This window comes from Streptomyces sp. NPDC001843, from assembly GCF_042891955.1.
Taxonomy (GTDB): Bacteria; Actinomycetota; Actinomycetes; order Streptomycetales; family Streptomycetaceae; genus Streptomyces.
This window is the reverse complement of the sequence record NZ_JBIATQ010000024.1, coordinates 22858-43747: the sequence shown is the minus strand read 5'-3', so window position 1 is coordinate 43747 and position 20890 is coordinate 22858. Positions and strand designations below refer to the sequence as shown.

Genomic DNA, 20890 nt, shown 5'->3' with positions numbered 1-20890 from the left:
CGAGTCGCTCACGCGAACATTCCCCGTGGGTACGTTAGGAGGTACGCTGGTACCCATTTGCAAGGGGTCGGCTTCCGGCCCGGACGACCACTCGCCGCTTCAGGCGAAGATCCTCATGGGAGACTGCCGCGGTGACGGCCCAAACTGACTCGCGTGACCGACGCCCACGCCGAACAGCGCGCAGGCGCGTCGTCGACACACGCCGGCGGGACGAACTGCTGCTCCAGGCCGAGGCGATCATCCTGGCCGAAGGCTTCACCGCGGTGACCATGGACGAGCTCGCCCAACGGCTCGAGTGCTCCAAGGCGACGCTGTACAGCCTCGCCTCCACGAAGGAACAGCTGGTACTGGCGGTCACCCGCGCCTTCTTCCGGGAGGCGACCGCCGAGATCGAACAGGCTGTCCAGGCCGAGCCCGACCCCCGGCAGCGCATCCGCGTCTACCTCACCGGCGTCGGCACAGCCATGCGCCGGCACTCCCACGCCTTCTACGACGACATGGTCGGCTACGAGCCGACGGCGCAGATCTACCGCAAGAACTCCGCCGCCGCGGCGCACCGGGTCCACGAACTGATCGAAGAGGGCGTGCAGACCGGCGTCTTCCGCGCCCTCAACGGCCACTTCGCCGCCCACGTCGTAGCGGTCACCATCGACGCGGTCCAGTCGGGGGTCCTCCTGGAGAGGACCGGCCTGACCGCCGGCGACGCCTTCTCCGAGCTCGGCGATCTCCTGCTGGACGGGCTCAGCTCGGGGCAGGGCGCATCCGAGCCCCTTTCCACAACTGCGCGCTCGTCCAAGGACCAGGTGTCGACGCCCAGGTAAGCCCCAGGGAAGGGGCGCACCTCTCGGATCGTCTCCGCAGGCACCACCCCCTATCCAGACGACGTGCGCTGTCATTGTCGGACGGTCCGGCTTTCACCACATGAGGGTGTACATGGGCGGTGGGACCATGTGATCGTCAACGAGCCGCATCGACCGCTGGGCCTGCGGGGACGCCGGGCATTCCCACGCGTATCAACTGTCCTTGGTGGTGCCGCCGAAGGCGTGACACGGACAGCCACGCGCAGGGCGTGACGTACCGCGCGGCCCGGACCCGGCCGGGGAGCGCGCCGTCGCGCTCGCCGACGTCACCGCCGCCGAGTCGGGCGCGGACGCCCCGCGTCGGCGTTCCTTCGGCACGCACCCCGCGGGCCGCCTGGTTTCAGTCCGACCTTCCGCCGCCGAACGCACCTGCCGCCGAGGGGCCGTTGGCGGCCGTCCTTTGGTGGCCTGAAGGTGCAGGTCAGGTAGACCCGCTCTGGGGGTTTCGTCCGGAGTGCGGGGCGGTCGGATCTTCCGCCTTCGACGATTGTCGCGAGCCCGCACATCCCCCGTAGGCGCCCGCTGGTCAGACGTGGTGCGAAACCCTCCGCGATCACTCGATCAGACCACGCGACGTACCGACGACCGACCGGGAAACGGCCTGGCGGATGTGCGCCTGTGCGTGTCGTCCGAGGGGCTTGGGCTGGGGTGGCTGGACCGTTCAGGGACCTCTCCATCAGGCAGAGACCGCCGATCCATGGATAAACCTTCCTCTCCCGCTCCTGCGCGGGCGCTTCTACGGTCGAGGCCGCAGGCGCTCACCCGCCCGCCGCAACGAAGGAGCGAGCCCCCTATGGAGAAGACATCGACGACCACGAGGCCGCCGACCGGCCTGGTGGAGACGGCCTTCACCGTCAACGGCGAGGAGGTGTGCCTCGCTCTGGATCCTCGTGAGTCTCTGCTGGACGTGCTGCGGGAGCGTCTCGTGCTGACCGGGACCAAGAAGGGGTGCGATCAGGGGCAGTGCGGTGCCTGCACGGTGCACATCGACGGCCGTCGCGTCGTGTCCTGTCTGACTCCGGCGGTCCAGGTCGCAGGACAGGACGTGACGACCATCGAGGGGGTCGCGGCTCCCGACGGCACGCTGCACCCGTTGCAGCAGGCTTTCGTCGACTGCGACGCCCTGCAGTGCGGCTACTGCACACCTGGGCAGGTGATGTCCGGCCTGGCCTGCCTGGCCGAAGGCCACGCCGAGACCGACGGCGCCATCCGTGAGTACATGAGCGGCAACCTGTGCCGGTGCGGCGCGTATGTCGGCATCACCGCCGCCATCCGCCAGGTGGCCGACCAGGCCGCGCAGAGCGAGGTGTAGACGGTGCGCTCCTTCGCCTATGTGGTACCCGACAGCGTCGCCGGGGCCGTCGATGCCCTGGCCGCCGCCGAGCCGGGTACCAGGATCCTGGCCGGTGGCACGACCCTGTACGACCTGATGAAGCTCGGCATCGAGGCGCCGCCGGCCGTCATCGACATTCACCGTCTCGCCGAGCTGACCGAGATCAGCACCAGTGACGGCGAACTGTCGTTCGGTGCGGGAGCGAGAATGGCCGAGGTCGCCGACCATCCGGTCGTACGCCGTGACTATCCGGCGCTGTCGGAATCCTTGTGGCGGGCGGCGTCCCAGCAACTGCGCAACATGGCGACGGTGGGCGGGAACCTGCTGCAACGCACGCGATGCGGCTACTTCCGCGGCGGGGCGGAGTTCCCCTGCAACAAGAGGAATCCCGGCAGCGGCTGTGCGGCTCTCGAGGGACTCGACCGTACCCACGCGCTGCTGGGCACCAGTGACACCTGCATCGCCACCTACCCGGGCGACTGGGCCGTAGCCCTGATCGCGTTCGACGCCGTACTCGACGTGGTCGGCCCAGGCGGCGAGCGGACGCTGCCGCTCGGCGAGCTGCACGTCGAACCGGGAAACAACGCCCTGCTCGAACACACCCTGGCTCCCGATGAGTTGATTCTGCGGATCCGCGTTCCCGCGACACCCGCCGGTCGCGGCTCCACCTACCACAAGATCCGTGACCGGGAGTCCTACGCCTTCGCTCTCACCTCGGCCGCCACCGCCGTGACGCTGGACGCCCAGGGAATGGTCACGGACTGCCGGATCGGTTTGGGAGGGGTCGCCACGCGCCCCTGGCGGGCGACGACAGCGGAACGCTCACTGATCGGCGAGCGACTCACCAGGGAAACCGCCCGCCGCGCGGGGGAAGTCGCCTTCGCCGGGGCCCGCCCTCCTCGCACCGGCGCGTTCCGCGTGGAGCTGGGCATCCGCACCCTTACTGACGCACTGCTCACCGCCGGGAAGAGAGCCGCCCGATGAAGCCCCCAGACCTGCGCCGCGTCGATGCCCACGAAAAGGTCACCGGCAGCGCACGCTACGGCGCCGACCGCGTCCCGGACGACCTGGCGTATGCCATGTTCGCCGTGGCCACGATCGGCAAGGGCCGCACCGTGGCCATCGACACCGCCGCGGCCGAGGCGGTCCCCGGAGTCCGTCTGGTCCTGACCCGGTTCACCGAGGACGAACTGCGCGGTCCCGGGTTCCTGATGGGTGGAGGCTTCTCCTTCCAGAGCCTGCAGCCGCTGCTCAGCGATGTCGTCGCCTACCGGGGACAGCCGATCGCGTTGGTCGTCGCCGACACCCTGGTCGCCGCCACCGAGGCGGCGGAACTCGTCCGGGCACGCTACGAGACCGAGCGGTTCGCCGTCGGACTCGACGACGAAGGCGCCACCTCCGTCGTCCAGGAAGAAGCCCTGCCCTGGTTTCCCGACATCAAGGTGGGCGACGCCGAGGGCGCGTACGCGGCGAGCCCCGTGCAGATCGACGAGACCTACCTGCACCCGGCGCAGCACCAGGTCCCGATGGAACTGATCAGCTCGGTCGTGGAATGGCGGGGCGACAGGCTCGTGGTGCACGAGGGCACCCAGAACGCCGGCGCACTGCGCCACGGAGTCGCCACGCAGCTGAACCTCGATCCGGCGGATGTCGAAGTGATCTCGCCCTACACCGGAGGCGGCTTCGGATCCCGCAACGCACTGCAACCGCACATCGGGCCACTGGCGCTCGCCGCACGCCGGCTGATGCGTCCGGTCAAGCTGGTCGTTCCGCGCCCGCAGACGTTCCACGCCGGCAGCTTCCGGCCGGTCAGCCGCCATCGCATCCGGCTCGGCGCCGACCCGTCGGGACGGCTCCTGGCCGCCCTCCACGACGCTGAGCACCAGACGTCCCGTCACGACCTGTATCCCGCCATGTTCACGGAGATGACGTCGAGGCTGTACGCCGTACCCAACTTCGGGGGACGTCAGCGCCTGGTCCAAACCGATGTCCAGACGCCGGGATTCATGAGGGCTCCGATGGAGGGCCCGGCCAGCTTCGCGTTCGAGTCGGCCATCGACGCACTGGCCTACGCCACCGGCCGGGATCCCGTCGAGCTGCGGTTGGCCAACGACACCGCCACGGACCCGGTCACCGGGCTGCCTTTCTCCTCCCGCCACCTGGCGCGGTGTCTGACACGGGGTGCGGAGCGGTTCGGATGGGACAAACGCGATCCGCGTCCGGGGTCGATGCGTGCCGCTGACGGATCGTTCGTGGGCCTGGGCGTCGCTGTCGGCGCCCACCCGGTCCTGGTCGCTCCGGCCGTGGCCCGTATGTCCGCGGCGGCCGACGGCCGGGTGACCGTCGGCGTCGACGGTCACGAGATGGGGCAGGGCATCCGCTCGGCCATCGCTCTCCTGGTCGCGGAAGACCTCGGTGTGCCCGTGCGGGAAGTCGTCGTGCAGGTGGGTGACACGCGCATCGCGCCGCAGCATCTCACCGCCGGTGCGTGGGGCACCGCGACGGCGTTGCCCGCGGTGCACAAGGCACTGCGCGAGCTGCGCAAGCAGCTCGGCGCGGGCGACACCGGGACCGTGGATGTGGCAGACGCGGTCCGGGCCACCGGAGGCGGGGCGACGGAGGTGGAGGTGACCTCCGTGGGACCGGGCCAGCCCCCCGAGATGCTGGACCGTTCGCGGGCCGGCCTGTTCTCCGCCGCGGGTCCGGTCTTCCCGGAGTTCACGGCCTTCAGCTGGGTCGCTCACTTCGTCGAGGTCCGCATCGAGGCCACGACACGGCGCATCAGTGTGCCCAGGGCGCTCTGTGTGGTCGACTGCGGCCGGGTCGCCAGCCCGGTCACCGCGGCCAGTCAGGTCCGCGGGGGCGTGACCTGGGGCATCAGCCAGGCGCTCCGGGAGTCGAGCGAGGTCGACCCGCGCTTCGGCGGATTCCTCAACACCACGCTGGAGGAGTATCCCTTCGTGGTCAACGCCGACATACAGGAGATCGACTTCGACTTCATCGACGAGCCCGATCTGCTCCTCAACGACGTCGGTGTGAAGGGCCTCGGAGAGGTCACGATGATCGGCGCGGCAGCCGCTGTCGCGAATGCGGTCTTCCACGCCACCGGACAGCGCCAGAACCGGCTGCCCATCCGGATCGAGCACGTGATGTAGGCCGTCAACCCGTCAGGATCACTCCGGGCAGGAGTGCTCGGGTGGTGCGACCGACATCGCACCACCCACGGGATCACTGGAAATTCAGCCTCCCCGGAAATGCACATCCGGGGCTTGCCCGGGTGTCGTTCTGCACGGCGCAGGCCCCGTTCGCCAACGCGGTCTTCGATGCCACCGGCCTGTCCGGTAACCGGTCTCCCGCCCGGCTGCCGGACCCACCAGGGTCGCCGCCGCGTATGCACTCCCCGACGGCGCGGCGGCGACCCGCCCCACGCCCCGACGGCAAACCACGGAGAAGGACTCATGCTGAACATCGCGGACACACTGCACCGCTGGTGCCGCGAGGCACGCCCCTTCGCCCTGGCCACAGTCGTCGACGTCACCGGCAGCGCGCCCCTGCCCGTCGGTACGTCGGTCGCGGTGGACGAGGACGGCAACGCCGTCGGAAGCATCTCCGGCGGCTGTGTCGAAGGCGCCGTCTACGAACTGTGCCGACAGGTGCTACAGGACCGGGGCGCCCCACAGCGCGCGTGGTTCGGCTACTCCGACGACGACGCCTTCGCCGTCGGCCTGACCTGCGGCGGCGAACTCGACGTTCTCGTCCAGCGCATCGACCCTGCGACCCGGCCGCATCTCGGCGCGGCCCTCGCCGAGGTTGCCGGGGACCGACCCGCCGCCGTGGCACAGGTCGTCGACGGCCCCGACGGACTCATCGGCGCCACCCTGAGCGTTCTCGGCGACAGCTGGACCGCCGACGCGACGCTGGCCGCAGGGCCGACAGGCCAGGCGGTGGCGGACCGGGCCACAGCCCAGCTGCGGGCGGGACGCACCGCGGCCGTCTCGTTCGGCGGGGACGCGGACACCTGCCCCGACCGGCTGTCCGTCCTCGTCCATGTGGCCGCGACCCGCCCCCGCATGCTGATCTTCGGCGCGGTCGACTTCGCCACCGCGCTCAGCCAGGCCGGCCGCTTCCTCGGCTACCGGGTCACCGTGTGCGACGCCCGCCCCGTCTTCGCCACCGCGGCCCGCTTCCCGCACGCGGACGAGGTCGTGGTCGACTGGCCGCACCGCTATCTGGAACGCACCGAGGTCGACGCCCGTACCGCCGTCTGCGTCCTCACCCACGACGCCAGGTTCGACATCCCCCTGCTGCAGTTGGCACTCAATCTGCCCGTCGGTTACGTGGGCGCGATGGGATCCCGCCGGACGCACGACGAACGCCTGCGTCTCCTGCGCGAGGCGGGCGTCGCGCAGGACCGATTGGCTCGGCTGCGTTCCCCGATCGGTCTCGACGTCGGTGCACGCACGCCTGAGGAGACGGCGGTCTCCATCACCGCGGAGATCATCGCCCATGCCAACCAGGGCACGGGCCTGTCCCTGACCCTGGGCACGGGCCCGATACACCGGCCGGGTCCCCAGGCAGTCGACGAACATCGTGCCCTCAACCGGCTGGTGACGCCGTGACCTGGCACGCCCTCCGGGACGGCCCCTCCCACACAAGGACTGATCATGACGACCTTCGCCCTCGCCGAGGGCGGCGCCTGCGCCGTCCCCGGGCCCGCATCACTGGGCGGCCGGAACGGCTGTATCCGCGGCTCTGCCAGATCTTCGGGCGCGCCGACAGCTGCCGGCCGTTGTTCTCTGCCGGGTCGGACTTCCTCCGGACCGAAGGCCCCGATGTCGGATTTCCGGGATCCGGCGCTCGTGGCTGGCCTCGGCTCCCCGGCAAGCCGGAACGTTGCGGCGGAAGCCAGCCGACCACAGCGCCTGGCACCTGAGGGAGAGAGTCTTTCGTGAACGTCACGACCACGGCGAACCCGCCGCAGGAGCGGCGGGTGCCCACACTCGTCATGGCCTGCGTCGGCGTGTTCGTCGCCTATCTGCCGGTGACCACCGTCTCGGCGAGCCTGCCCGCCATTCAGCGGGCGCTGGACACGTCGACCTCGCAGCTGTCCTGGGTGAGCGTCGCGTTCGTACTGCCCATGGCCGCGCTCATCCTCACCGCGGGCGTCTTCGGTGACGTGCACGGCCGTAAGAAGGTCTTCCAGGCGGGCCTGGCCTTCAGCGGTCTGGGTGCCCTGGTCGCACTGTGCGCCCAGTCGATCGAGGTCGTCTGGGCCGGACAGGCCTTCGCCGGTCTGGGCGCGGCCGCGTTGCTGCCCTCGACTCTGGCCCTGATCAGCCACGCCGTTCCCGATCCGCGAGAGCGCGGGAACTTTATCGGCGTGTGGGCGACCTCCCTGGTGGCCGCCCTCGCACTCGGCCCCGTCATCGCGGGCGTGATCCTCGAGCACTTCGCGTGGCGCTGGCTCTACCTGCTGCCCGTCCCCGCCTCGCTGCTCGCGCTGGTCGTCTCGACGAAGCTGCTCACCGACTCCCGTGCCCCGGGCACGCGCCGACTGGACTGGCCCGGCCAGATCACCGCCGCGCTGGCCATCACCGCTCTGGTCTACGGGATCATCGAGGGCGGCGCCGACTCCTTCACCGCCACCAAGGTGATGCTTGCCCTGTCCACCGCCGTTGGCGCATCGGTCGCTTTCATACGGGTGGAGCGGCGCAGCTCCAGCCCGATGCTGGACCTGACACTGTTCCGCAGCCCCTCCTTCACCGCCACCTCACTGATCGCCATGATCAGCTTCCTCGGGCTCATCGGGTTCTTCTTCGCCCTCAGCCTCTACTTCGGCATGGTCCAGCAGCTCAGCACCCTCGAATCGGCCTGGCGGCTGCTGATGGTGTGCATGGTGCCGCTGGTCCTCGGTGTCCCCATGGGACGCCTGGTGCACCGGGTCTCTCCGCGGGTGCTGATTCCCGGCGGCCTGCTGGTCGTGGCGGTCGCGCTGCTGTCGCTGACCACGATCGACGCCAACACCTCGTTCGGTTCACTGGCCTGGCGGATGGCCCTGCTCGGCCTGGGCGTGTCGTTCGTCCTGACCCCGATGACCGCCACCGCCGTCAGTTCGGTGCCATTCCACCAGGCCGGTATGGCCGCTGCCGCCAACAACGCCTTCCGTCAACTCGGCGGCGCCCTGGGCCCCGCCGTCCTGGGCGCGCTGCTGTCCTCTCGTGCTGTGGACGCTCTGCCCGGACATCTCACCGACGCGGGGCTGGGCGGAGCGACGATCCGGCGCGTCACCGAGGCAGCGGACGCCGGCGGACTGCGTTCGGTCGGCAGGCTTCGCCTGGGCGCGGACACCCCGCGTGTCCTCGGCGCCGTGTCGCAGGCGTTCATCGACGGTCTTCAGCTCTGCCTGGTCGTCGCGGCCGTCCTGACCCTGCTGGCGGCCGTGGTGGGCTTCTTCCTGCTGCGCCGGCCACAGCAGCAGTCGGTCCTACCGGCAACAGACCCGGCTGCCTCCGTACAAGGGCCTCGCACACCCGACCTGCCTACCGCCGGCACTCAGACGGTGCCTGGCGCAGGCAGCCGCCCCTCGTGAGCCCCGGACCCGCACCGAGATGACACCAGACGTACCGGCACGGCTCAGGAGCGGACAGTCACCGCGCCGGTACCGGCGCCGACCGTGGGGACGGGCGCGGCGCCGTTCAGTGGCCCGGGATCGGACCCTTCCCGTCCCGGGCCACACAGCGCTGTCGTACGACACGACGTGAACTTCACCCGGCCGAAGCAGGAGCCATCGATGCAGTCCCCTTCACCCGACGCGCTCGATCTGAAGCTGCTGCACGCGCTCCAGGTGGACGGGCGGGCGCCGTTCAGCCGCATCGCCGAAATCCTCGGAGTGTCCGACCAGACCGTCGCCCGCCGCTTCCGCAAACTGCGCACCACCGCCGGACTCAGGATCGTCGGCATGACCGACGAGAGCCTGTTGGGCCGCCAGAGCTGGATCGTCCGGCTGCGCTGCACTCCCGACGTGGCCGAACAACTCGCCACCGCGCTGGCCCGGCGTCCCGACACCTCACACGTCGATCTCATCTCCGGCGGCACCGAAGTGCTGTGCGCCATGGGAGCCCGCAGCCGACAGGACCGCGACGAACTGCTCTTCGACCGCCTGCAACGCACGCCTCAGGTCATTTCGGTCAGCGCCCACTGCCTGCTGCACACCTTCTACGGCGGCCCGCTCGGCTGGCTCGACAAGACTCAAGCGCTCGAACCCGACCAGGAGGCGGCACTGCGTCTCCCGTACAGCGAGCCGGTAGCCGCCCGCATCGCTCTCGACGGAGAGGACGAGGCGCTGCTCGCCGTGCTGCGGCGCGACGGCCGGGCGACCTTCAGTGAATTGCAGACCAGCACCGGCCAGTCGGAGTTCGCTGTCAAGCGGCGCCTGGAGCGTCTGCGCTCCACGGGCATCCTCTACTTCAAGGTGCAGCATGACCGCGAGTCCCTCGGACACGGCATCAGCGCGATGCTCTGGCTCACCGTCGCCCCCTCCGCACTCGACACCGCCGGACGGAAACTGGCCGAACACCACGAGGTCCGCTTCGCCGGCGCCACCACCGGCCAGGCCAACCTCCTCGCGACCGTCGCCACCTCGAGCACCGGCGAGCTCTACACATACCTCAGCAAGAAGATCGGCGGCCTCGACGGAGTGCAGGCCGTGGAAACCGCCCTGACCCTGCGGCATGTCAAGCAACTCACCTACGAGCCGAGCCGCTGACCGCCGAGCGCCGCCCCCTTGTGTCGCACTCACCTTCCAATTGGACGGAGAACAAGATCATGCGCATCGTTGCTCTAGAGGAACATGTCCTTTTCACTGATCTGGCGCAAAGGATTTCCGCCGCGGACGTTGCTGCATCCGGATGGGTGCCGGCCGGATGGGCGCCCTCTGATGCAGACGAGCCGGCGAGTGCGCTCGACCGGGCCCTGGACGATACAGAGCAGGAACGCATCGCCTCGATGGACGAAGCCGGAATCACCATGCAGGTTTTGTCGGCCGTGGGCCCGGGCGCCGAGATGCTGGCCGGTGAGGAGGGTGTGAGCCTTGCGCGCGACTATAACGACCGACTGGCCCAGGCCGTCGAACGGCAACCGGATCGGTTCGCGGCGTTCGCGCACCTCCCCATGAAGGATCCCGAGGCGGCCGCGGACGAACTGGAACGGTGCGTGACCCGATTGGGCTTCCGCGGCGCCTCGATCAACGGGACCACCGACGGACTGTTCCTCGACGACCCGCGCTTCGCTCCGATCCTGTCGCGTGCCGAGGCCATCGGCGCCCCCCTCTATATCCATCCCGGACCCGCGCCACGTGCGGTGCGCGACATCTACTTCCAGGGGCTGCCGGACTTTACCGCGTTCATCTTGTCCAATGCCGGTTTCGGCTGGCATGCGGAGACAGGACTTCACATTCTGCGCCTGGCCGTGTCGGGCGCACTCGACCGAAATCCGGATCTGAAGCTGATCATCGGCCACATGGGCGAGCTGCTGCCGATGATGCTTCAGCGCGTCGATGCGATGTTCGGACCGGGAAAGGAAATCGGGCTGCAGCGAGACGTATCGCAGACCATCTTGGATCAGGTGTGGATCACGACCAGTGGCTTCTTCGACCAATCCGCGTTCCTCGCCGCCCTGACCGCTTTCGGCGCGGATCGCATCCTCTTCTCGGTCGATTATCCGTACAGCCCCAATGACGAGGCCACGGCGTTCCTCAACAACTTGCCGGTTTCTCCCGCCGATCGGGCGCGGATCGCCCATGGCAACGCCGACGCGCTCCTTGGCTTGTCAGGAGCCTGATCGTTCGCGCTCTCTCACACTCTCAAGGACTCCGGAGAGAACCTGCTGAACTTGATCGGGTGATGTCGGGGCGTTCTCCTGACGCCTCTGCGATGGTCAGGTAGCTGTGGGCTTGTGAGATGTGCGCAGGGCGGCGAGCTGACCGACGCTGGGAGGGCAGCGCGGGAGCGGGTCCGACTGCAGGCCGTGGACCGCTTCGAGCGCGGGGAGAAGAACCGGGAGGTCGCCGCCGCGCTGCGAGTGAGTGAGCGGTCCGTGGAGCGGTGGCGCCGGCCCTGGCGCGAACACGGTGCGGCCGGTGCCGCCTCCGTGGGATCACCCGGACGACCCCAGCTCAGCAATGCTCAATTGTCCCGGCTTGAAAGCGAGTTGCAGCGTGGGCCGTTGGCACACGGCTGGGCAGATCAGCGGTGGACACTGGCCCGGGTGAAGACGCTCATCGGTCTTATCCTCCACGTCTCGTACACGCTCCAAGGCACGTGGCGGCTCCTGAGACGGCACGGCTGATCGTGGCAGCAGCCCGCCCGCCGGGCCATCGAACGCGACGACGCGGCGGTCGAGTTGTGGAAGAAGGACGTCTGGCTGCGGGTAAAAGCACCGCGGCGGCTCTCGGTGCCTGGATCGTCTTCCAGGACGAGGCCGGGCAGTCGCTGACGCCGCCGCGCTCCAGGACCTGGGGCCGCAGGGGCTGCACGCCGTGGTGCGGGTACGCGGGCGAGGATCGGGCCGGGTGTCGATGGCAGGGATGGTCTGCTACCAGCCGGGCCGCCGCTCGCGGATGTTCTACGCGGTACGCGAGTACCGGTGCCGCCTGGGCCAGCCGAAGGGTTTCGGCTGGCGAGACCTGCGCGACCTGGTCGTGCGGGCCCGCATCCAGCTCGGCGGGCTCATCGTGCTCGTCTGGGACAACGTGCGCCTCCATCTCACCGCGGGGATGGGGGAGTTCATCGCTGCGAACGCCACCTGGCTCACCGTCTTCCAACAGGTTGTGATCCTGGCCCCCGGGTTCTCCTACCGGTGGCTCGCTACGCCCGCTCTGGAGGCGCTGACCGGGCCGGAGCGTCGTCTGCGGCTCAGCCAGGGAGCGCCGGTCCATGGATAAGCCGTCCTCTCCCGCCGCTGCGCGGGCGCTCCTACGGTCGAGGCTGCGGGCGCCCACCGGCCCGCCGTACCGAAGGAGCAAGTCCCCCATGAAGATGACCGGCAACACGATCCTGATCACCGGCGGAACCTCGGGCATCGGCCTCGGTCTGGCCCTGCGTCTGCACGAGGCAGGCAACAAGGTGATCGTCGCCGGCCGGCGCAAGGAACTCCTCGACGAGATCACGGCCGAGCACCCCGGCATCGACGCCCTCGTTCTCGATGTCGCGGACCCCGACTCGATCGCCCGGGCCCGTGAGACCGTGGCGGCGAGCCACCCCGGGCTGAACGTCCTCGTCAACAACGCCGGCATCATGCAGCGGGAGAACCTCCTCGACCCGGCCGGACTCCAGGTCTCCGAAGATCACATCGCGACCAATCTGCTCGGCACGATCCGGATGACGTACGCCTTCCTGCCGCTGCTGGTGGGCAAGGACGACGCGGTCGTCATGAACGTCACCTCAGCGCTGGCGTTCGTCCCCTATCAGAGCACCCCGACCTACAGTGCGACCAAGGCCGCGCTGCACTCCTTCTCCGAGTGCCTGCGCATCCAGCTCGCCGGCGCTGACACCGGTGTCCAGGTGATCGAGATGGTCCCGCCGGGCGTGCAAACCAACCTGTTCGGCCAGCAGGACAGCGAACACGCCATGCCGCTGGACGACTTCCTCACCGAAGCCCTCGACCTGCTGCGCGAGAAGCCCGACGCGAAGGAGATTGTCGTCGAGCGTGCCAGGTTCATCCGCGACGCAGTGGCCACCGGCTCCTACGACGACGTCCTCGCCATGATCGCCGGCAGTTGACCGACCTGTTGTTTCCGACGGGAAACAACAGCACGCGAGAGCCGTCACGCGACGAACCTCGTCCCATCGGCCGGGCCGGGCGACGAGGCCCGGGGCCGGTCAAAGCGTTGGGTGTCCTCGACGGGGGACCATCGCGGCGGGCCGTCTTCCAGACCGACGGCCTGCGGCGTACCGCCGACGGATGGTGAATCTCCCAGCGGATCAGGCAGGGGCAGGTGATCATCGGGTCGTCTCGCTGCGAGCGCCCTCGGTGTCGGCCGTGTGAGCGGCTTCGCGCGGCTGGGAGAGGAGTGGCTTAGCCATGGATCGGCGGTCTCTGGATAGCCGGGCGGGATGGGGCGAGGATGGGTGGCATGGACAAGAAGGAACTGGCGGAATTCCTGCGCCACCGGCGTGAGGCGCTGCGGCCCCGCGATGTCGGGCTGGTCGAGGGTCCGCGCAGGCGTACGCAGGGGCTGCGACGTGAGGAGGTCGCCCAGCTCGTCGGCATGTCCACCGACTACTACGCCCGGCTGGAACAGCAGCGCGCCCCGCAGCCCTCCGTCCAGATCACCACGGCTCTCGCCCGGGCACTACGGCTGACCCTGGACGAACGCGACCATCTCTTCGCGCTCATCGGCCACAACGCACCGGCCCGCTTTCACCGCTCCGAGCATGTCAGCCCGACCCTGCTGCGGGTCCTGGACCGCCTGGACGACTCCCCGGCCCTGGTGCAGACCGACCTGCTCGACACCCTCGCGATGAACCCGTTGGCCATCGCGCTGCTCGGCGACCAGACCCGCCACACCGGTCTGGCCAGTAGCGGCTACTACCGCTGGTTCATGGACCCGGCCGAACGTCTGGTGTATCCCGAGGAGGTCCACGAACACCACGGCCGCGCCCATGCGGCGCGCCTGCGGGCCGCGCTGACAGCAGGCAGCGACACCCCCCGAGCCGCCCGGATCCTCGCCGAACTCCAAGAACACAGCCCCGAGTTCGTCCGCATGTGGGAACTGCAGGAAGTCGCACAGAGCTACGACGACTGCAAGACCCTCCTCCATCCCGAACTCGGCCGCATCGATGTCGACGCCCAGCTCCTGTTCACCGAGAACCGCGCCCAGACCCTGGTGGTGTTGACCACTCGCCCCGGCACGGAGAGCCACAGCAAGCTTGAACTGCTCTCCGTCATCGGGCACCAGCAGCTCACCCCCTGACGTCCTGGACTGGGGGGACCGGGCCGGGCTCGGCGCGGGAGGGGCCGAACAAGCTGGAGACCTGTGTGCCGAATCCGGCCAGGGGCGCTGGTGATGCATGCGGGTCACGGTCCAGGACGCCGGAAGTCGTCGGGTCCGGCGGCGCGGCACCCCGCGCACCCACTTCCGCACGGCTCTTGTCCTGCGCGCTGCGGCGAGACAGGTGGGCCCCTGGGCTGTCCGGACTCCGTGGTCGGGCCGCCGGTTTGACCGGATGCAGCCTCCGTTTTACTCTCGCAGATAGGCGGAGGCGGCATCCGTTTTGATGCGGCCGCAGGATCACGGCAGGCAGGAGGGTGCATGAGCGCCGGTGAACAGCGGGGACGTAAGCCCCGCGCGGTCGTCCAGCGCAACCGCGCTGCCCTCCTGAGCGCATCCGGGGCGTTCCGGCCGGGACGCCCGGCAGCCTCGCCAGCTCCGTCACCGGCGACTTTGAGGGGCGCGGCGTGTGGCCATGCGGCTCGTGGACGACACCGGCTACGACGCCGGTATGCTGGCCGACTCCTGGCGCCAGCAGCCGAACAGCCCCGCCTACTGCACCGAACTGCCCCTCGACGAGCTTCCCGCGGCCGACCGCGGCAAGGGCGCGGCCATCCGCGACAGCCTCCCGGAACGCTTCGCCGCCCTCCCGGCCAACCCCACCGTCGATGACGTCGTCGAGATGAACCGCGCCGCCCACCGCTGAGTCGCCCGACGCGACTCTCGCGGACGCGACGGCACGAGGGCGGCAATGCCGGCACACCACGAACACACACGACGAGCACGAAGAGCGGCGCTCACTTCGGCAAGGTCGCCATCACCCACTGACACCACCGCGTCCGCGATCGGCCGCAGCCCCGGTCGCGCCGCAGGGACCAAGCCCGGGAACCCCGGTCACCGAAACCGGGGTTCCGTTCCGGACAAGGAGTTTCACCATGAAGATCGGCATTCTCGGCACCGGGAACATCGGCAAGACGTTGACCAGGCGGTTGAGCGCGGCCGGGCACGAGGTGAAGGCGGCCAATTCGCGCGGCCCGGAGACGATCGAGGCGGACGTACTGGCCTCGGGCGGACGAGCGGTGACAGCGGCGGAAGCTGTAGCGGACGTCGACGCCGTGGTCCTCTCGATTCCCTTCGCCCGCATTTCGCAGGTCGCACCACTGATCGCCAAGGTTCCGGCTGACACGGTGGTCATCGACACGTCGAACTACTTCCCGCATCGGGACAACGGAATCGCGGCGATCGAGGCCGGCCAGGCCGAGAGCGTGTGGGTTGCAAAGCTGCTGGGCCGGCCCATCGTCAAGGCGTGGAACTCGATCGGAGCCGAGTCGTTCGCGCACAGGAACAAGCCGGTGGGAAGTGCGGACCGCATCTCGCTCCCCGTCGCGGCCGACAGTCCGCGCGAGCGTGACCTGGCCATGGCACTCGTGGAGGACACCGGGTTCGACGCCTTTGATGCGGGGCCGCTCGCGGAATCGTGGCGGCAGCAACCCGGCACACCCGCCTACTGCACGGATCTCACCCGTCAAGAGCTGCCGGACGCACTGGCGACGGCCGACGCGGCGCGATCACCGAAGCGGCGTGACCTCGGGCTCGCCGTGATCCGGGAACGCTTCGGGGCCGGCGTGCAACCGGACGCGGAATACCTTGTCCGCCTGAACCGCGCAATTTCCATGTGAGGAGGTACGGGGGCCGACGCGGTGACCCGTGAGAGGCCCTCGTGTCTCGCCCCTGTCTCCAACTGCTCCGCGACGAACCCCGCCACCCCCGGCGGCACGTCGGCCGGCGCCGACAAGAAGGTGCCGGCATCCGTACAGTGCCCCACTGCACCGCGGCCCAGCCGGTTGTGAGACCGGCGCTTGGCCCGGGTCTGTTCCAAGGCCACCACGTCCAGCCGGAGAACCCCTCCGGCTCCTGAATGGAGGGCTCGTCGGCGAACCGCGCGTACCGGCCTTCTGCTCTCCTGAAAGCCAGTCAACTGCCACAGGTGGTGACGCCAGGCAACAGACACCTCACTGGAAGCCGGCATCGGTGCGTCGCAGGTCGTCGGCGTGGACGACGCTGGCGACACCGCCGCCCTCCCGCGCTCCTCATCCGATCCGAACCCCCGGGCGGTTCAGGGTGGAGTCCGGACGGCTGTTCACGATCACCGTGCCGCGCTGGGTCATGGTGACCCGGTCGTAGTGCCGCCGCAGTCCCGGGCAGGCGGGGAAGTAGGAGTCGTTGTGACGGCTGCCACCTGCGTCGTTCCAGAAGTGCAGCGGCATGGACGGCATCGGTCGGCTGATCACCAGCTCGGCGGTCTGCCCACGGACCGGCCCGCCCGCCGGACCCCACGCCTCCAGCGTGACTCCCAGGGACGGACCGGACAGCTCGCCGGGTCGGACCGGCAGGATCGGTGCGCCGCCGACGAGCGCGGTCGCCACGCCCGTCCCACCGCTCGCGGACTGCACCTCGACGTGTTCCCCGACCGGGGTGCGGATCCACTCGTCCGCGGATGCCGGCAGGTGTGATCTGGCTGAGACGTCGTCAGGCGCCATTTATGTTGGCCTCGGTGTGCCGGCGCTCGAGGTCGCCGTTCAGGGACCGCGCGAGTTCTGGCATCGGATGGTTTGGACGTCATGTGGTCGTGTGGTGCTTTTTGGTCAGGGGGTGGAGGTGGGGTAGAAGGCGTTGATCTCGGCCAGGACGCGGTCGGGTGCTTCGTGGGCGAGGAAGTGTCCGGCGCCGGGGACGACGGCGGAGGTGGCGTGGGGGGCGGCGTCATGGATGGGCGGCAGGAACACGTCGGCGAGGGCGGCCTGGGTGATCATGTGGACCGGGATGGTCAGCGGGGTGTCCTGGAGTGTGGTGTTGTCGGCCTCGTCCTGGGTCAGGGTCCGGTAGAGCTCGAAGCCGGCGTGCAGGACCTGGGGGCGGGAGAACACCCGGACGAACTCGGCGAGTTCGTCGTCGGAGACGTTCTCGCCGGCGGTCTTCACACTCTGGAAGAAGTGGGTGAGGAAGGTTTCGACCCGGCCGGTTACCAGTTCCTCGGCGAGCGGATTCTGCAAGAAGAAGGAGAAGTGCCAAGATACCGATGCGAGGGTGGCGAACCTCAGGTTCTTGCCGACGAGGCCGCCGTCCATGAGGAACAGGCCCGCCACCTGGTCGCGGTGCTGGGCGGCCAGTGGGTAGGCGACGTTGAGGCCGAAGTCGTGGCCGACGACCTGTAAGTTCTCGTGGTGGCCCAGGTGGTTGAGCAGCTTGTGGACGTACGTGGCCAGGACCGTCTTGGTCATGGAGGGCGGGTTTCCGGTCGAGTCGCCCATGCCCGGCAGGTCGATGGCGATGACGGTGCGGCCGGGCAGCAGTGAGGGCATGATCGGGCGGTACTCGTACCAGCTCTGCGGCCAGCCGTGCAGCAGCACCATGACCTGCGGGCCGTCGCCGCCGATGACGTAGTGCATCTGCACGTCGTCGATGGTGATGAAGCCGTGCCGGAAGTACTTGTTGAACTCGGCGTCGTCCTTGGTCGCCGCGTCGTAGCCGGGGCTGAGCGGCTCCTCCGACCCGACGGCTACGGCGGTGGTGAAAGCGTTCATGGCGGTGTTACGTCCTTTTTTAGGGGTCCGTGCAGAAAGATCGTGTTGTGCTACGGCGGCGATGTACGTAATCCCGTGTTTTCTGTGGGGTGTGACCATGGCGCGGCGGAAGCCGTGGGAGGTCAGTGACGGGTTGTGGGTGGTGATCGAGCCGCTGTTGCCGAAGCATGAGCGGCGGTTCCGATACCGGGGGTGTAAGCGGAGCGATGACCGCAGGACGCTCCAGGGTGTGTTGTTCGTCCTGTACACAGGTGTCCAGTGAGAGTTCCTGCCCCAGGAGTTGGGGTTCGGTTCGGGTCCTGCCTGCTGGCGGCGGCTGGCCGAGTGGCAGGAGGCAGGGGTGTGGGAGGAGCTCCAGCGGGTGCTGCTGGACGGGTTGCGGGCGGCGGACCGTCTCGACTTCTCCCGCGCCACCGTCGACGCCTCTCATGTGCAGGCCAAGCGGGGACGAAGCAGCCCGAAAGTCGGTCCGAGCCCGGTTGACCGCGGGCGGCCGGGTTCGAAGCATCACGTGCTGACCGATGCCCGCGGCACTCCGCTGCGGGTGTCTCTGACCGGCGGTCACCGCCACGATGTCACCGGGCTTCTGACGCTGATCGACAGCCTTGGGCCGGTGCGGGCAAGCGGGGCCGCCCCCGGCGCAAACCCAGGATGCTGTATGCCGACCGCGGCCAGGACTACGACCTCTATCGCCGCCGACTGCGCGAGCGTGGCATCACACCGGAGATCGCTCGACGGAGCCGGCCGCACGGCTCGGGTCCGGGCAAGGTCCGCTGGGACGCCGAGTCCGCCAACGCCTGGCTCCCTGGCCCTCGCCGCCTGTGGATCCGGTGGGAGCACGCGAGGACATGCACGATGCCTTACTGCAACTCGCCCATTGCATGACACTCGCCCGCAAGCACCCGGCTTTTGCAAGCACCCCTAGAAGCGACGTGGCCAGGTGAGATGGATGGCCCGCCGGGAAATGCGCCAGCCGTCATCGGTGCGTCGCAGGTCGTCGGCGTATACGACGCTGGCGACATCGCCGCCCTCCAGCAGGCTCAGTCCTTTGGATCGGGCCCGCACCTCGTCGCCCGGGCCTTCCGACACGACGATGTTCGTCGTGTGGTGGGCCTTCGCGTGTCCGGGGGCGTTCATGAAGGCCGCGATCGCGTCCAGCCCGACGACCGGGTCACCGCCGAAGACGCTGCCGTCCCACACCGCGTCTTCGGTGAGGCATTCGCCGAGACGGTCCAGTTCGTGGTCGTCCATGATGTGCGCCCACAGCGCCACGACCCTGCTGATTTCGACGGTGTCTTCATTCGTGGGTTTCACGTTCGGCTCTCCATTTTGTGCGTTGCTGGATCAGGCCTTGGCGCCGCTCAGCAGGGCCAGCACCTGGTCGTAGGCGCCGTTGACCTCGGCGATACTCTCCTTCGCCGCAGGGGCCGGGCGCGCCCGGCAGTCTCGACTATGGGGGTGTATCGGCGAGGGCGGGAGAGGATCACATATCCATGGACCGACGATCCTCCCCAGCCGGCCACCGTCGAGTCGCCAGGACTTGGGGCGGGCGAAGGCGTGTTCGCCTGGAGCGCGGAGACGGGCGTGGTCGCGGTTGTACTGCTGGTAGTGCTCCGGAAGTTCACGGTGGCCGTAGTAAGGGGTGCGGACGGTGGCGCAGGCGCTGTAGTAACGCGCGATCGGGCGTGGATGAGCCACGAGACGTGCTCAACCAGCTCGTACGGGACGTCGAGCATGGGCTGCAACAGGGAGCACAGCCGGGTACCGGGATGCTTCGCGGCGTCCAGCGTCTGGTCCAGGGTCGGCAGCGGCGCCCCGGCGGGTGCCTCCTCGCAGTCGACGGCATGGACGACGCCTCGGCCGGGACCGTAGCCGCCGTCCAGCTTCTGCAGGCCCCAGCCCGACGGCCGGCGTGCGCTTCACGAGGCAGAGACCGCCGATCCATGGATGAACCGTCCTCTCCCGCCGCTGCGCGGCCGCTCCTACGGTCGAGGCTGCGGGCGCTCACCGGCCCGCCGTACCGAAGGAGCAAGACCCCCATGAAGATGACCGGCAACACGATCCTGATCACCGGCGGAACCTCGGGCATCGGCCTCGGTCTGGCCCTGCGTCTGCACGAGGCAGGCAACAAGGTGATCGTCGCCGGCCGGCGCAAGGAACTCCTCGACGAGATCACGGCCGAGCACCCCGGCATCGACGCCCTCGTCCTCGATGTCGCGGACCCCGACTCGATCGCCCGGGCCCGTGAGACCGTGGCGGCGAGCCACCCGGGGCTGAACGTCCTCGTCAACAACGCCGGCATTCAGCTGCTGGAGAGCGTCCTCGACCCGGCCGGACTCCAGGCCGCCGAGGATCAGATCGCGACCAATCTGCTCGGCACGATCCGGATGACATACGCCTTCCTGCCCCTCCTGGTGGGCAAGGCCAACGCGGTCGTCGTGAACGTCACCTCCGCGCTGGCGTTCGTACCGCTCCCGTTCACCCCGACCTACAGCGCGACCAAGGCCGCGCTGCACTCCTTCTCCGAGAGTCTCCGCATCCAGCTCGCCGGTGCCGACGCCGGCGTCCAGGTGATCGAGGTCATCCCGCCGGCTGTGCGCACGACCCTGATGGGTCAGGAGGACAACGAACAATCCATGCCGCTGGACGACTTCCTCACCGAGACCCTCGACCTGCTGCGCGAAAAGCCCGACGCGAAGGAACTGGCCGGCGAGCGCGCCAGGTTCCTCCGCGATGCGCAGGCCAACGGCTCCTACAACGACGTCCTCACCATGATCAGCGGCAGCTGACCGACCTGTGGCAGACGCGGAACAACAGCACGCGGACGGGTCCTGTTGGGCCACCTCATGGACGAACGCGAGCAGGACCCGCCTCGGGGAGGCCCTCACCGAAGACGCGGAACGGTAAGGAAGCGCCTTCGGCTTCGCCCCGGTCGTCGCACCGGAGGCGACGGGATCCGTCCTGAGCGCCGAGGGGCACGCGAGCGCCCGGCTGACACGGCGAACCCCGTCGTGTCGGCCGGGCCGGGCGACGAGGCAGGGGGCCCGGGGCCCGACCAGCGTCAGGCGTCCTCGACGGAGACCGTCGCCGCAGGCCGCCTTCCATGCCGACGACCTGCGGCGTA

18 protein-coding genes and 2 pseudogenes are annotated in these 20890 nt (G+C 69.2%); 16 read left to right on the top strand and 4 right to left on the bottom strand.

The genetic code is table 11. The features are described from left to right. Positions 1-131: 131 nt before the first annotated feature. From ACFYZQ_RS37690 to ACFYZQ_RS37625, 14 genes and pseudogenes are all read left to right on the top strand, one after another. Positions 132-821, top strand: a complete 690-nt coding sequence (locus ACFYZQ_RS37690) for a TetR/AcrR family transcriptional regulator (RefSeq protein WP_286253787.1) — start codon at positions 132-134, stop codon at positions 819-821. 832 nt (positions 822-1653) lie between these two features. Further along, positions 1654-2172, top strand: a complete 519-nt coding sequence (locus ACFYZQ_RS37685) for a (2Fe-2S)-binding protein (RefSeq protein WP_286253785.1) — start codon at positions 1654-1656, stop codon at positions 2170-2172. A 3-nt stretch (positions 2173-2175) separates the two neighbouring features. Continuing rightward, positions 2176-3177, top strand: coding sequence for an FAD binding domain-containing protein (locus ACFYZQ_RS37680; protein ID WP_389158187.1), 1002 nt, complete (start codon positions 2176-2178; stop codon positions 3175-3177). Beyond that, positions 3174-5348, top strand: coding sequence for a xanthine dehydrogenase family protein molybdopterin-binding subunit (locus tag ACFYZQ_RS37675; RefSeq protein ID WP_389158184.1), 2175 nt, complete (start codon positions 3174-3176; stop codon positions 5346-5348). The genes ACFYZQ_RS37680 and ACFYZQ_RS37675 overlap by 4 nt, the downstream gene beginning before the upstream one ends. Positions 5349-5651: 303 nt before the next feature. Then, complete coding sequence (locus ACFYZQ_RS37670) at positions 5652-6812, top strand: XdhC family protein (RefSeq protein WP_389158181.1); 1161 nt, start codon at positions 5652-5654, stop codon at positions 6810-6812. A 329-nt stretch (positions 6813-7141) separates the two neighbouring features. Beyond that, positions 7142-8782 (top strand): MFS transporter, encoded by a 1641-nt coding sequence (locus ACFYZQ_RS37665; RefSeq protein ID WP_389158178.1) that lies wholly within the window; start codon positions 7142-7144, stop codon positions 8780-8782. A 201-nt stretch (positions 8783-8983) separates the two neighbouring features. Further along, entirely contained in the window at positions 8984-9958 is a 975-nt protein-coding gene (locus ACFYZQ_RS37660; RefSeq protein ID WP_351417185.1) for an Lrp/AsnC family transcriptional regulator, read from the top strand. A 59-nt stretch (positions 9959-10017) separates the two neighbouring features. Further along, positions 10018-11031, top strand: coding sequence for an amidohydrolase family protein (locus tag ACFYZQ_RS37655; protein WP_286253773.1), 1014 nt, complete (start codon positions 10018-10020; stop codon positions 11029-11031). 114 nt (positions 11032-11145) lie between these two features. Then, a pseudogene (locus tag ACFYZQ_RS37650) lies at positions 11146-11685 on the top strand (winged helix-turn-helix domain-containing protein). 82 nt (positions 11686-11767) lie between these two features. Further along, positions 11768-12133: a hypothetical protein gene (locus tag ACFYZQ_RS37645; RefSeq protein WP_389158175.1), complete on the top strand. Its 366-nt coding sequence runs from the start codon at positions 11768-11770 to the stop codon at positions 12131-12133. A gap of 88 nt (positions 12134-12221) precedes the next feature. Continuing rightward, the gene (locus tag ACFYZQ_RS37640) at positions 12222-12971 is read left to right on the top strand and encodes an SDR family oxidoreductase (RefSeq protein ID WP_389158172.1); all 750 of its coding nucleotides are present in this window, start codon (positions 12222-12224) and stop codon (positions 12969-12971) included. Positions 12972-13324: 353 nt separating this feature from the next. After that, positions 13325-14164, top strand: coding sequence for a helix-turn-helix transcriptional regulator (locus ACFYZQ_RS37635; RefSeq protein ID WP_385993993.1), 840 nt, complete (start codon positions 13325-13327; stop codon positions 14162-14164). 487 nt (positions 14165-14651) lie between these two features. Beyond that, positions 14652-14888, top strand: a complete 237-nt coding sequence (locus tag ACFYZQ_RS37630; RefSeq protein ID WP_286253768.1) for a hypothetical protein — start codon at positions 14652-14654, stop codon at positions 14886-14888. A 229-nt stretch (positions 14889-15117) separates the two neighbouring features. Further along, positions 15118-15861 carry an NADPH-dependent F420 reductase gene (locus ACFYZQ_RS37625; protein ID WP_185007532.1) on the top strand — a complete coding sequence of 248 codons (744 nt, stop codon included), beginning with the start codon at positions 15118-15120 and terminating at the stop codon, positions 15859-15861. Between the two features lie 411 nt (positions 15862-16272). Here ACFYZQ_RS37625 and ACFYZQ_RS37620 read toward each other — a convergent pair whose 3' ends face one another. Together ACFYZQ_RS37620 and ACFYZQ_RS37615 are read right to left on the bottom strand one after the other, a co-directional pair. Next, a complete protein-coding gene (locus ACFYZQ_RS37620; protein WP_389158168.1) occupies positions 16273-16722 on the bottom strand; it encodes a hypothetical protein in 450 nt (149 codons plus the stop codon). Between the two features lie 105 nt (positions 16723-16827). After that, positions 16828-17766: an alpha/beta fold hydrolase gene (locus tag ACFYZQ_RS37615; RefSeq protein WP_389158165.1), complete on the bottom strand. Its 939-nt coding sequence runs from the start codon at positions 17764-17766 to the stop codon at positions 16828-16830. 97 nt (positions 17767-17863) lie between these two features. Here ACFYZQ_RS37615 and ACFYZQ_RS37610 point away from each other — a divergent pair. Next, positions 17864-18710, top strand: a pseudogene (locus ACFYZQ_RS37610) (IS5 family transposase). Here ACFYZQ_RS37610 and ACFYZQ_RS37605 read toward each other — a convergent pair. Both ACFYZQ_RS37605 and ACFYZQ_RS37600 read right to left on the bottom strand, forming a co-directional pair. Beyond that, positions 18688-19080 (bottom strand): nuclear transport factor 2 family protein, encoded by a 393-nt coding sequence (locus tag ACFYZQ_RS37605; RefSeq protein WP_185007536.1) that lies wholly within the window; start codon positions 19078-19080, stop codon positions 18688-18690. The pseudogene ACFYZQ_RS37610 and the gene ACFYZQ_RS37605 sit on opposite strands and share 23 nt — an antisense overlap. Before the next feature lie 47 nt (positions 19081-19127). After that, positions 19128-19658 (bottom strand): DUF6233 domain-containing protein, encoded by a 531-nt coding sequence (locus ACFYZQ_RS37600; RefSeq protein ID WP_389158304.1) that lies wholly within the window; start codon positions 19656-19658, stop codon positions 19128-19130. A 147-nt stretch (positions 19659-19805) separates the two neighbouring features. Between ACFYZQ_RS37600 and ACFYZQ_RS37595 the strand changes: the two genes are divergently transcribed. Then, complete coding sequence (locus tag ACFYZQ_RS37595) at positions 19806-20555, top strand: SDR family oxidoreductase (protein WP_389158161.1); 750 nt, start codon at positions 19806-19808, stop codon at positions 20553-20555. The last annotated feature ends 335 nt before the right edge of the window (positions 20556-20890 follow it).